Origin of the sequence: Xanthomonas boreopolis (assembly GCF_046529185.1) — a bacterium.
Lineage (GTDB): Bacteria > Pseudomonadota > Gammaproteobacteria > Xanthomonadales > Xanthomonadaceae > Pseudomonas_S > Pseudomonas_S boreopolis.
This window is the reverse complement of record NZ_CP097162.1, coordinates 3113129-3125366: the sequence shown is the minus strand read 5'-3', so window position 1 is coordinate 3125366 and position 12238 is coordinate 3113129. Positions and strand designations below refer to the sequence as shown.

Below are 12238 nucleotides of genomic sequence, written 5' to 3'. Positions count from 1 at the left end.
ACAACGCCCGACCTCGTTCGGGCGACAGGAGTGCGGCCCGACATGGCCGAAGTCGAAACACCACAGGAGCTGGACCTGGAACTGGTCCGGCGCGTGCAGCGCGGCGAGAGTGCGGCTTTCGACGTGCTGGTGCGCAAGTACCAGCACCGGATCGTCGCCCTCATCGGGCGCTACATCGCCGACTGGAGCGAGTGCCAGGACGTGGCCCAGGAAACCTTCATCCGCGCCTACCGCGCGATCGGGAACTTCCGGGGCGACAGCCAGTTCTATACATGGTTGCACCGTATCGCCGTGAACACCGCCAAGAACCACCTGGTCGCGCACAACCGCCGCCCGCCCACCGACGACATCGACGTCGCCGATGCCGAGCAGTTCGACGGAGCGGCGCGGTTGCGCGACAGCGACACCCCGGAGCATGAACTGATGCGTCAGGAGCTGGAACAAACCGTGATGCGCGCGGTCCAAGCCTTGCCCGAGGAATTGCGCGAGGCGATCACCCTGCGCGAGGTGGAGGGCATGAGTTACGAGGACATCGCGCAGAAGATGGGGTGCCCGATCGGTACGGTGCGTTCGCGCATCTTCCGGGCGCGCGAAGCCATCGATGCCGAGCTGCGTCCCCTGCTCGAAACCGTCAGTGCGACCCGTGAGCGACATCGTGTATGAGCCATAACCCGTCCATGACCAACGACAAGTTCGAAATCCATTACCGGCAGCAGTTGTCCGCGCTGATCGATGGCGAGCTGGCGGCGGACGAGAGCCGTTTCCTGCTGCGCCGCCTGGAACACGACGAGGAGCTGTCCGGTTGCCACGAGCGCTGGCAGTTGCTCGGCGATGTGCTGCGCGGCGCGGCCTGCGCGCCGGCCCCGGCCGAATTCGCCGCGCGGGTGCGCGCGGCGGTGGCGGCCGAACCCCTGCCGCTGGCGGATGCCGGTCGCAAGGCCCGTCCCGGCTGGCGCTGGGGCGGCGGTGCGGCGATCGCCGCATCGGTGGCGGCGCTGGCGCTGTTCATGGCGCGCGAACGACTGCCCGACGAGGCCGCCCCGGCCGCCGAGCCGGTGAAGGTGGTCGCCACGACGGCGCAGATGCCGGCCAGCCCGGCCGCACCGGCCGCTCCCGATGGCACGCTGGCCGATGCGGTGGCCGCGGTGCCGGCGGTCGCGTTGGCCTCGGCCCGGCGCCAGGACGCGGCGGCGCAGCGGCGCAACGGCGGCGCCACGCGCAACCAGCAGGCCGCGCGCAGCGTGGCGGCGCGGGCGCAGGAGCCGGAACGCCGGATCGCCGCGGCGACGCCCCAGGTGGCGCCTGTCCTCGCGACGGGTACGGAGCCCTTGCCGGTCGCGGCCAATCCGTTTGCGCATCCATCGACCCTGCAGGCCAAGCCGTGGCCGCGTTCGGTGATCTCCGGCGATGGCGCGCTCAATGCCAGTTTCGCGCGACCGCAGGCGGGTACGGCGTTCTATCCGTTCGAGCCGCGGCTGCCGGCGCAGCCGGCGGTCAACGGGCCCTCCGAGCCGCCGTTGCCGCAGCCATAACCGCGATTCCGGTCCACTCCGTTGCATCCCGAGCCGCCCACGCGCCGCGTGGGTCATGAGCACCCCTTTGTCTGCGACTGTTGCCATTGGAGGCATGCCCCGATGAATCCCCGTATCCGCAACCAGATGTTCGGCCTGCTGGCGATGACGCTGCCGCTGGCCGCCTGCGCCCAGCAGCCCGAGACGCCGGCGCCCGCATCGTCGCCGATCGCGACGAACCGCAGCACGACGCCGGCGCCACAGCTGGTGGCGGGGTTGCCGGACTTCACCCACCTGGTCGAGCAGGTCGGCCCCGGCGTCGTCAACATCGACAGCACGGTGACGCGCAAGGACATGATGCGCCGCTCCGGCCGCGGCCAGCAGTTGCCGGACGACGACCAGATCCCCGAGTTCTTCCGCCGTTTCTTCGGCCCGGACTTCCCGATGCCGGGCCAGCCTCGCCGCGGCCAGGGCGGCGGCGATGACGACGATATCGCCGGCAAGTCGATGGGCTCGGGCTTCATCATTTCCGCCGACGGCTACGTGCTGACCAACCACCACGTGATCGATGGCGCCAGCCAGGTCACGGTGAAGCTGTCCGACGGCCGCGAGCTCAAGGCCAAGGTGATCGGCAGCGACGAGCAGTACGACGTGGCGCTGCTGAAGGTCGAGGCCAAGAACCTGCCGACCGTGCGCATCGGCGATTCCAATACGCTCAAGGCCGGCCAGTGGGTGGTCGCGATCGGCTCGCCGTTCGGGCTGGATCATTCGGTCACCGCCGGCATCGTCAGCGCCACCGGGCGCAGCAATCCGTACGCCGACCAGCGCTACGTGCCGTTCATCCAGACCGACGTGGCGATCAACCAGGGCAATTCCGGCGGGCCGCTGCTGAATACCCGCGGCGAGGTGGTCGGCATCAACTCGCAGATATTCTCGGCCTCCGGCGGCTACATGGGCATCAGCTTCGCGATCCCGATCGACCTGGCGATCAGCGCGGCCGAGCAGATCAAGGCGACCGGCCGCGTGACCCGCGGGCAGCTGGGCGTGATGGTCGGCCCGATCGATGCGCTCAAGGCACAGGGGCTGGGCTTGTCGGACAGCCGTGGCGCGCTGGTCAACGGGCTCCCGCCCGACAGCCCCGCCGGCAAGGCCGGGGTCGAGATCGGCGACGTGATCCGTTCGGTGAACGGCAAGGACATCGCCGCGGCGAGCGACCTGCCGCCGATGATCGGCCTGCTGCCGCCGGGCACGAAGGTTCGCCTGGGCATCCTGCGCGACGGCAAGCCGCGCGAGGTGACGGTGACGTTGACCGCGCTGGACGATGGCAAGGGGCCGGCGAAGTCCATCGAGGACGCCGCCGAAGGCCCCTCGGCCGGGCCCGCCAGCATTGCCTTGCTCGGCCTGCAGGTGGCGGACATGACCGCCGCCGAGCGCAGCCGGCTGGGGCTGGAGGCCGGGCAGGGCGTGCGGATCGCCGCGGTGACCGGCTCCCAGGCCCGCAACACCACGCCGCCGCTGTCTCCGGGGCTGGCGATCCTGCGCGTCGGCCGGACCCCGGTCGGGAGCGTCGCCGAACTGAATCGCGCGCTGGGCAGCTACAAGAAGGGCGACGTGGTGATGCTGCTGGTCTCCAACGGCCAGGCCACCAGCTACGTGGCGATCAAGGCCGGCGGCTGATGTCGCCCCGTGCCCGCCGCGGCCGCGGCGGGCACGCAGCCGCAGGAGCGGCTGCGGCGGACGGCGCTCGGACCCCGCCGCGGCCGGCCCCGCTCCTGCAGGCAGGCCGGGCGGGCGCCACCGGGCCGCTCGTGCGATAATGCGGCGTTATCCTGACGACGGCTGCGCCGCCGCCCACCTCCATGTCATCCGATTCGATGCGGAACATCCGCAACTTCTCCATCATCGCCCACGTCGACCACGGCAAGTCCACGCTCGCTGACCGCATCATCCAGCTCTGCGGCGGGCTCGAGGCCCGCGAGATGGAAGCGCAGGTGCTCGACTCCAACCCGATCGAGCGCGAGCGCGGCATCACCATCAAGGCCCAGTCCGTATCGCTGCCTTACAAGGCGCGGGACGGGCAGGTCTACCACCTGAACTTCATCGATACCCCGGGGCACGTCGACTTCTCCTACGAGGTCAGCCGCTCGCTGGCCGCCTGCGAAGGCGCGCTGCTGGTGGTCGATGCGGCCCAGGGCGTGGAAGCGCAGTCGGTGGCCAACTGCTACACCGCGGTGGAGCAGGGCCTGGAAGTGGTCCCGGTGCTCAACAAGATCGACCTGCCGACCGCCGACACCGAGCGCGCCAAGGCCGAGATCGAGGCGGTGATCGGCATCGACGCCGCCGACGCGGTCGCGGTCAGCGCCAAGACCGGCCTGAACGTCGAGCAGGTGCTCGAGGCCATCGTCCACCGCATCCCGCCGCCGCAGCCGCGCGACACCGACAAGCTGCAGGCGCTGATCATCGATTCCTGGTTCGACAACTACCTGGGCGTGGTCTCGCTGGTGCGCGTGATGCAGGGCGAGATTAAGCCCGGCGACAAGCTGCTGGTGATGTCCACCGGACGCAACCACCAGGTCGACGCGGTGGGCGTGTTCACGCCCAAGCGCAAGGTGCTGCCGAAGCTGTCCGCAGGCGAGGTGGGCTGGGTCACCGCCTCGATCAAGGACGTCCACGGCGCGCCGGTCGGCGACACCCTGACCCTGGCCGGCGATCCGGCGCCCAAGCCGCTGCCCGGCTTCCAGGAAATGCAGCCGCGCGTGTTCGCCGGCCTGTTCCCGGTCGATGCCGAGGATTACCCGGATCTGCGCGAGGCGCTGGAGAAGCTGCGCCTGAACGACGCGGCGCTGCGCTTCGAGCCGGAAAGCTCCGAGGCGATGGGCTTCGGCTTCCGCTGCGGCTTCCTCGGCATGCTGCACATGGAAATCGTGCAGGAGCGGCTGGAGCGCGAGTACGACCTGGACCTGATCACCACCGCGCCGACGGTGATCTACGAGGTGCTCAAGACCGACGGCTCGATCGTGATGATGGACAACCCGGCCAAGCTGCCGCCGGTGAACCATGTCGAGGAGATCCGCGAGCCGATCATCCGCGCCAACATCCTCACGCCCGAGGAGTACATCGGCAACATCATCAAGCTGTGCGAGGAAAAGCGCGGCACCCAGCTGGGGATCAACTACCTCGGCAGCCAGGTGCAGATCAGCTACGAGCTGCCGATGGCCGAGGTGGTGCTGGACTTCTTCGACAAGCTCAAGTCGGTCAGTCGCGGCTACGCCTCGCTGGACTACAGCTTCGTGCGCTTCGACGCCGGCCCGTTCGTGCGCGTGGACGTGCTGATCAACGGCGACAAGGTCGATGCGCTGTCGCTGATCGCGCACCGCAGCCATGCCGACCGGCGCGGCCGCGAGCTGTGCGAGAAGATGAAGGACCTGATCCCGCGGCAGATGTTCGACGTCGCGATCCAGGCCGCGATCGGCTCGCAGATCATCGCCCGCACCACGGTCAAGGCGATGCGCAAGAACGTGCTGGCCAAGTGCTATGGTGGCGACGTTTCGCGCAAGAAGAAGCTGCTGGAGAAACAGAAGGAAGGCAAGAAGCGGATGAAGCAGGTCGGCCGCGTGGAGATCCCGCAGGAAGCCTTCCTGGCCGTGTTGCAGATGGACAACAAGTGAAACGGGATTAGGGATTCGGGAGTCGGGATTGGCAAAGGCGCAAGCCGGCCCCGCTCTTGCTAATCCCCAATCCCGACTCCCGAATCCCGTTCCGAAGGAACCCGAATGAAATGGTTTGAAATCGCGCTGGTGGTGCTCACGCTGGGTACCGGCTTCATCTGGCTGCTGGACAAGCTGTTCCTCGCCAAGCGCCGCGCCAGCAAGGCGGGCCTGCTCGACACCGAGCCGGCGATCGTGGACTACTCCAAGGCGTTCTTCCCGGTGCTGGCGGTGGTGCTGGTCCTGCGCAGCTTCGTGGCCGAGCCGTACAAGATCCCGTCCAGTTCGATGATGCCGAACCTGCTGATCGGCGACTTCATCCTGGTCAACAAGTTCGCCTACGGTTTCCGCCTGCCGATCACCAATACCAAGATCATCCCGACCGGCGAGCCCAGGCGCGGCGACGTGGTGGTGTTCAAGCCGCCGCACCGCCCGGACGAGAACTGGATCAAGCGCGTGGTCGGCCTGCCGGGCGACCGCATCGGGTTCCACGGCGATACCCTGTACATCAACGGCGAGCCGATGAAGTACCAGGTCAAGGGCGAGTACATCGGCAAGGGCCGCGGTGCCGAGATGACCGGGACCACGCTGCTGACCGAGGACCTGCCGGGCCGCCCGCACACCGTGCTGGAATGGATCGACCGCGCCAATCCGGCCGGCCAGGGCGACTGGGTGGTGCCGCCGGGCCAGTATTTCGTGATGGGGGACAATCGCGACAATAGCGAGGACAGCCGGTTCTGGACCCAGACGCATTTCCTGCCGGAGGCGAACCTCCGCGGCAAGGCGTTCCTGATCTGGCTGAACTGCGAGGGCTGGTTCTGCAAGGGGAGTTTCGATCCGTCGCGGATCGGGACAGGTATTCAATAAGCACGTTGGGGCGTGCAGGGGAGACCTATGAAGCGCGATCAGGGTGGGATGACGCTGTTGTCGTTCGTGGTGGTGCTGGCGGTGGTGGGGTTCGCCGTCTACATCGGCATGAAGCTGTTCCCGATGTACCAGGAGTACTACTCGGTGCGCACGGCCATGAAGAGCCTGGCCAACGAGCCGGGCAGCGGCGACATGGACCCGGGCAAGGTGCAGGACCTGTTCTTCCGCCGCCTGTACATCAACTACTCCGAGAACGTGAAGAAGGACGACGTGAAGTTCGAGCGCATCGACGGGGGCTGGCGCATGAAGGTGGCCTACGAGGTACGCCGTCCGCTGGTCGGCAACCTCGACGTGGTCGGCAAGTTCGAAAGCACCCAGGACCTGACCAGGCGTGGTGGTGAGCAGTAAGACCGTTCGGCGCGGCGACCGGATCGGCCATGCGTTCGCCGATCCGGAGCTGCTGAAGCAGGCCCTGACGCATCGCAGCGCCGGGGCCCCGCACAACGAACGCCTGGAATTCCTCGGCGATGGCATCGTCAACCTGCTGGTCGCCGAGGCGCTCTACCTGCGCTGGCCGAAGGCCGACGAGGGTGCGTTGACCCGGGCGCGGGCCGAGTTGGTGCGCGAGGCTTCCCTGGCCGCGATCGGGCGCGAACTGCAGCTCGGCGAGCGGCTCACGCTCGGGCCGGGCGAAATGAAGTCCGGTGGACACCGTCGCGATTCGATCATCGCCGACGCGGTGGAGGCGGTGGTCGCGGCGATCTACCTCGACGCCGGCTTCGAGGCGTGCCGCAGGGTCGTGTTGCCGTGGTTCGAGGGCGCGCTGGCCGCGCTGCCGGTCGGCAAGCCCGAAAAGGACGCCAAGACCCGGCTGCAGGAGTGGTTGCAGGCGCGGCAGCGGCCGCTGCCGGCCTATGAACTGATTTCCGAGAGCGGCGACGACCACGCCAAGCATTTCCGGGTAGCCTGCACCCTGGGCGATCCGCCGCTGCGGGCCGAGGGCGAGGGCACCTCGCGCCGGCTCGCCGAACAGCAGGCCGCGGCCGCCCTCATCCGCCAACTGGATCCGAGCAAGTGAGCGACAATCCTTCCCATCGTTGCGGCAGCGTTGCCGTGATCGGTCGCCCCAACGTGGGCAAGTCGACCCTGACCAATGCATTGGTCGGCGCCAAGGTCAGCATCGTCTCCAACCGGCCGCAGACCACCCGGCATCGCCTGCTGGGCATCGCGACCTTCCCGGCCGGGCAGATCGTGCTGGTCGACACCCCGGGCCTGCACCGCGAGCAGGGCAAGTTCAAGGCCTCGGCGATGAGCCGGGTGATGAACCGGGCCGCCCGCGGCTCGCTGGAGGACGTCGACGCGGCGTTGCTGGTGATCGAGGCCGGGCGCTGGGACGAGGAGGACACGCTGGCCTACAACGTGCTCAGCGACGCCGGCATTCCGGTGGTGCTGATCGTCAACAAGGTCGACCGGCTCAAGGACAAGAGTTCGCTGCTGCCGTTCCTGGCGCAGGTCAGCGAGGGCCGCGCGTTCGCGGCGGTGCACCCGGTCTCGGCGCTCAAGCGCAAGGGCCTGGAAGCGCTGGTCAAGGACGTGCTCGCGTTGCTGCCCGAGGCGCCGCCGATGTTCGGCGAGGACGAGATCACCGACCGCAGCCAGCGCTTCCTGGCCGGCGAGCTGGTCCGCGAGCAGCTGATGCGCCAGTTGGGCGAGGAGCTGCCGTACGCGACCACGGTGGAGATCGAGCGCTTCGCCGAGGACGGCAACCTGCTGCGGATCGGCGCGGTGATCTGGGTCGAGCGCGAGGGCCAGAAGGCGATCGTGATCGGCAAGGGCGGCACCCGCCTGAAGGAAATCGGTGCCAAGGCGCGCCAGCAGATGGAGCGCCTGTTCGGCGCGAAGGTGTTCCTGGAAACCTGGGTGCGGGTGCGCGAGGGCTGGTCGGACGACGAGTCGGCGCTGAAGGCGTTCGGGTACGAGTGAGGCCCCCGGCCGGGGCCCAGGGACTCGAAATGCCTGCTCCGGGTCGAGTGCCGCCGTAGGAGGGGTTTCAGCCCCGACAGGCTTCACCGGAGAAGCCGGAGCCAGGGACGGGGACTGGTGGCCCGGCAAAACGACAAGCCCGCTTCGATCGGGCGTCGTTGTGGGAGGGACTTCAGTCCCGACAGGGCTTTGCCGGCCATCCGTCGGGACTGAAGTCCCTCCCACAGAAAGCAAAAAGCCTGCAGAAAAAGCGTCAGGTCGCTTGACACTCAAACTCGGGCAAAGATGCTTCCCCGAGCCCCGAGCCCCGAGCCCCGAGCCCCGAGCCCCGAGCCCCGAGCCCCGAGCCCCGAGCCCCCTCGAGATCCCCATGCTGATCGAGCACGAGCCCGCTTTCGTCCTGCATGCCCGGCCGTGGCGCGAGACCAGCCTGCTGGTGGAGGTGCTGACCCGCGAGCATGGCCGGCTGGGCTTGATCGCTCGCGGCGTGCAGGGGCCGAAGCAGCAGGCGCTGCGGGCGGCGCTGCAGCCGTTGCAGGCGATCGTATTCAGCGCGGTGCAGCGCGGCGAGCTGGCCCAGTTGCGGCAGGCCGAGGCCCTGGACGCCGCGCCGCGCCTGGCCGGCGATGCGATGCTGGCGGGGTTCTACGTCAACGAACTGCTGCTGCGGCTGGCCCCGCGCCACGACCCGCTGCCGGAGCTGCATGAGCTCTACGGCCAGGTGCGCGAGCGGCTGGCCGACCCCGGTACCCTGGCCTGGACCTTGCGCCGGTTCGAGCGCGACCTGCTGGAGATCCTGGGCTTCGGTTTCGACCTGCAGCACGATGCGGACGGGGCGCCGATCGATCCGGCGGCGCGCTACCTGCTCGATCCTGCCGACGGCCCCCGGCGCCTGCTGAGCGAGCGCGGACCGCGGGACCGCCACGAGAGCGCGACCGGACGCGCGCTGCTGGCGCTGGCGGCCGACGAGCGGCCGGTCGCGGACGACATGGCCGGGTTGCGGCGCAGCATGCGGGCCGTGCTGATGCACCACCTCGGGGGCCGCGGCTTGAAGTCCTGGGAGATGCTGGGGTGGAGCCGGGATGCGGGATTGGGAACGCGGGATCCGGAGGCGCCTGGGCCGGATTGAGCCCCGCGGCGGCGAAGACACCGTTCCCGTCGATCGGCGACGTGGGGCCGCTCCGGAGGAGGAGCGGCGACAGGCTTTCACCCGAACCCGGGATCAGCGCAGAAGTGCCGACACCGCCTCGTGGAAGGCTGCGCGGGCCTGCGACGAGCGTGGATCGTTGCGCAGTTGCCGCACCGCCCCTGCCAGCCGGGCCGCCCCGACGAATCCGCAGCTGGCCTGCAGCCGGTGCAGGTGGTTGCGCAGCGCCTGGGTATCGTCGAGTTCCAGCGCGGACACGATCGCGTCGCGGGTGGCGGGCAGTTCGGCCAGGAACAGCTCGCGCAGCGCATCGAGGTGGCCTTGCTGGCCGTTGAGCGCGAGCAGCGCCGCGTCCTCGTCCCAGTCGTGCTCGCTCGAGGTGGCCTCCAGCGCCGCGGTGCGGCTCCGGGTCAGCCCGCGGCGCACCGCCTGCAGCAGCCGGTCGGTCGAGAGCGGCTTGACCAGGACGTCGAGGAAGCCGTTGTCGCGCAGGTCGCGCTGGGCGTCGGCGGACAGTTCCGCGGTATGCGCCAGGGCGGGCAGGTGCTGGTGGCCATCGCGCAGCGAAGCCAGCAGCTCCGTGCCATTGCCGTCCGGCAGGTTCACGTCGATCAGGGCCAGGTCGTAGTCGTGGTGGGCGGCCAGCGCCAGGGCCGAGGCTTTCGAGTCGCAGCAGTCGACTTCGGCCGGCAGCGCTTCCAGCGCGATCCTGAAGAAACCGCTGCTGATCGGGTCGTCTTCGACCAGCAAGAGACGGGGAGTGGATTCCAGTGCCATCGATGCTGCCTCCATGTCAGCTTCCGGCAGCTTAGCGTTCGCTGCCGGGGAGCAGTTTGCCGTTCCTTGGCACAAACGACAATGAACGGGCGCCGGGCGCCCCGCCGGCGGGTTCTGCGACAATACGCGCCCTTTGTCCGCCCGCAGCCGTTCCGCCACGTGGCCAGATCCAGAAACCGCTTCGACCGTACCCCTTTCCAGACCGACATCACCGACCTGAGCCACGACGGCCGCGGCGTGGCCCGCCGCGACGGCGAGGGCGGCAAGGTGACCTTCGTCAGCGGCGCGCTGCCGGGCGAGACGGTGCTGGCCGAGCCGACCGCCCGCAGCCGCCATTTCGACGAGGCCAGGACGGTCGAGGTGCTGGCGGCCTCGCCGGACCGCGTCGCCCCGCGCTGCCCGCACTTCGGCGTCTGCGCCGGCTGCGTGCTGCAGCACCTGGACGAGGGCAAGCAGATCGTCGCCAAGCAGCGCGTGCTGATGGAGAACCTGGAGCGGATCGGCCACGTCAGCCCCGAGGCCGTGCTGCCGGTGCTGGCCGGCGACAGCTGGGGTTACCGCCGCAAGGGCCGGTTCTCGGTGCGCCGGGTCGAGAAGAAGGACAAGACGCTGGTCGGTTTCCGCGAGCAGGATCCGCGCTTCGTCGCCGACCTGTCGGTCTGCCATACGGTGATCCCCCGGATCGGCGAGAAGGTATCGGCGCTGGCCGAACTGGTCGAAGGCCTGCAGGGCAAGCGCGACATCCCGCAGATCGAGTTCATCGCCGGCGACGAGGCGATCGCGTTGACCTTCCGCCACCTGCAGCCGCTGAGCGAGGCCGACCGCCTGGCGCTGTCGCGGTTCGGCCGGGAACATGGCTTTGCGATCTTCCTGCAGCCGGGCGGGGTGGAGAGCGTGCATCCGCTGGAAGCCGAGCCGGTGCCGCTCTCGTTCCGGCTGCCGCACTGGGACGTGGAACTGGCGTTCCGGCCGCTGGACTTCATCCAGGTCAACGCCAAGCTCAACGAGAAAATGATCGCCCACGCGCTGGCGTTGCTCGATGCCGGCCCGGAGGACCGCGTGCTGGACCTGTTCTGCGGGCTCGGCAACTTCACCCTGCCGCTGGCGCGCGGCGTGCGCGAGGTGGTCGGCGTGGAAGGCGACGCGGGACTGGTGGCGCGGGCCAAGGAGAATGCCGCACGCAATGGCCTGAACAATGCCCGGTTCTTCGCGGCCGACCTGACCCAGGACCAGCGTGGCGCGCCCTGGATGCGCGAGGGCTTCGACAAGCTGCTGCTGGATCCGCCGCGCTCCGGCGCGATCGACGTGCTCAAGCAGCTGCCGTTGAAGAAGTTCGGCCGCATCGTCTACGTCAGCTGCCATCCCGGTTCGCTGGCGCGCGATGCCGGTTACCTGGTCAACGAACAAGGCTTCAGGCTCAAGGCGGCCGGCGCGATGGACATGTTCCCGCATACCGCGCACGTGGAAAGCATTGCGTTGTTCGAGCGGCCGTGATGTCGTCCGGGACCCGAGGGTACGGGACCCGGAAAAGGCTGCCTCGGATGGATTGCTGTTGTGGGAGGGACTTCGGTCCCGACCGGCTTGCCGACTGAAGTCCCTCCTGCAAGAAGCAAAAGCCCCGCAGGATGCATCAGGGCGCGTCACAGCCGAGCCCAGGCAAAAATGCTCTTCCCGAATCCCGAATCCCGAATCCCGAATCCCGAATCCCGAATCCCATGCCCCTGGAAATCGAACGCAAATTCCTCGTCACCGGCGATGGCTGGCGCGCAGCCGCGCACGAGGTCGTCCCGATGGCGCAGGGCTACATCAACGATCTCGGCGCGATGGACCGCGGCGAACAGAAGGCTTCGGTGCGGGTTCGCATCCAGGGCGACCGGGCCTTTCTCAACCTGAAGTCGCGCGAGGTGGGGCATACCCGCCAGGAGTTCGACTATCCCATCCCCGTCGAGGACGCGCGCGCGCTGCTGGCGCTGTGCGTCGGCGGGCTGATCGACAAGCGCCGCCACCTGGTCCGGCATGCCGGGCATCTCTGGGAGGTGGACGAGTTCCTGGGGGACAACGCCGGGCTGGTGGTGGCCGAAATCGAGCTGGACGACGCCGGGGAGTCGTTCGAACGGCCGGACTGGCTGGGCGAGGAGGTCACCGACGACGTGCGCTACTACAACCTGGCTTTGGCGGTGCGCCCGTACTCGAGCTGGGGCCCGGCAGGCGCCTGAGGCGGGCTTGTCTGCCTGGGCGGCGCCCGC

Annotated in this window: 12 protein-coding genes; 11 read left to right on the top strand and 1 reads right to left on the bottom strand. The window is 68.9% G+C overall.

Annotation, left to right across the window (positions count from 1 at the left end; all coding sequences use genetic code 11):
• Positions 1 to 42 precede the first annotated feature (42 nt).
• From rpoE to recO, 9 genes are all read left to right on the top strand, one after another.
• Positions 43 to 663 carry an RNA polymerase sigma factor RpoE gene (rpoE, locus tag M3M27_RS14080; protein ID WP_140722337.1) on the top strand — a complete coding sequence of 207 codons (621 nt, stop codon included), beginning with the start codon at positions 43 to 45 and terminating at the stop codon, positions 661 to 663.
• Positions 660 to 1532, top strand: coding sequence for a sigma-E factor negative regulatory protein (locus tag M3M27_RS14075; protein ID WP_140722333.1), 873 nt, complete (start codon positions 660 to 662; stop codon positions 1530 to 1532). Before rpoE ends, M3M27_RS14075 begins: the two co-directional genes overlap by 4 nt.
• A gap of 102 nt (positions 1533 to 1634) precedes the next feature.
• The gene (locus M3M27_RS14070) at positions 1635 to 3188 is read left to right on the top strand and encodes a DegQ family serine endoprotease (RefSeq protein ID WP_434026013.1); all 1554 of its coding nucleotides are present in this window, start codon (positions 1635 to 1637) and stop codon (positions 3186 to 3188) included.
• 182 nt (positions 3189 to 3370) lie between these two features.
• Positions 3371 to 5179 (top strand): translation elongation factor 4, encoded by a 1809-nt coding sequence (gene lepA / locus M3M27_RS14065; RefSeq protein WP_140722327.1) that lies wholly within the window; start codon positions 3371 to 3373, stop codon positions 5177 to 5179.
• 105 nt (positions 5180 to 5284) lie between these two features.
• Positions 5285 to 6085 carry a signal peptidase I gene (gene lepB, locus M3M27_RS14060; protein WP_434026012.1) on the top strand — a complete coding sequence of 267 codons (801 nt, stop codon included), beginning with the start codon at positions 5285 to 5287 and terminating at the stop codon, positions 6083 to 6085.
• Between the two features lie 27 nt (positions 6086 to 6112).
• On the top strand, positions 6113 to 6493 hold the full coding sequence (locus tag M3M27_RS14055; RefSeq protein ID WP_434026011.1) for a DUF4845 domain-containing protein: 381 nt from the start codon (positions 6113 to 6115) through the stop codon (positions 6491 to 6493).
• Positions 6483 to 7163: a ribonuclease III gene (gene rnc, locus M3M27_RS14050; protein WP_140722318.1), complete on the top strand. Its 681-nt coding sequence runs from the start codon at positions 6483 to 6485 to the stop codon at positions 7161 to 7163. The genes M3M27_RS14055 and rnc overlap by 11 nt, the downstream gene beginning before the upstream one ends.
• Positions 7160 to 8068, top strand: a complete 909-nt coding sequence (era, locus tag M3M27_RS14045; protein WP_140722315.1) for a GTPase Era — start codon at positions 7160 to 7162, stop codon at positions 8066 to 8068. Before rnc ends, era begins: the two co-directional genes overlap by 4 nt.
• Before the next feature lie 370 nt (positions 8069 to 8438).
• Positions 8439 to 9197, top strand: coding sequence for a DNA repair protein RecO (gene recO, locus M3M27_RS14040; protein ID WP_140724177.1), 759 nt, complete (start codon positions 8439 to 8441; stop codon positions 9195 to 9197).
• Between the two features lie 93 nt (positions 9198 to 9290).
• On the opposite strand, the gene M3M27_RS14035 is transcribed toward recO, so the two are convergent.
• Positions 9291 to 9992 (bottom strand): response regulator transcription factor, encoded by a 702-nt coding sequence (locus tag M3M27_RS14035; RefSeq protein WP_140722312.1) that lies wholly within the window; start codon positions 9990 to 9992, stop codon positions 9291 to 9293.
• A gap of 159 nt (positions 9993 to 10151) precedes the next feature.
• Between M3M27_RS14035 and rlmD the strand changes: the two genes are divergently transcribed.
• Both rlmD and M3M27_RS14025 read left to right on the top strand, forming a co-directional pair.
• A complete protein-coding gene (rlmD, locus tag M3M27_RS14030) occupies positions 10152 to 11486 on the top strand; it encodes a 23S rRNA (uracil(1939)-C(5))-methyltransferase RlmD (RefSeq protein WP_434026010.1) in 1335 nt (444 codons plus the stop codon).
• A gap of 221 nt (positions 11487 to 11707) precedes the next feature.
• A complete protein-coding gene (locus M3M27_RS14025; RefSeq protein ID WP_434026009.1) occupies positions 11708 to 12208 on the top strand; it encodes a CYTH domain-containing protein in 501 nt (166 codons plus the stop codon).
• Positions 12209 to 12238: the final 30 nt, after the last annotated feature.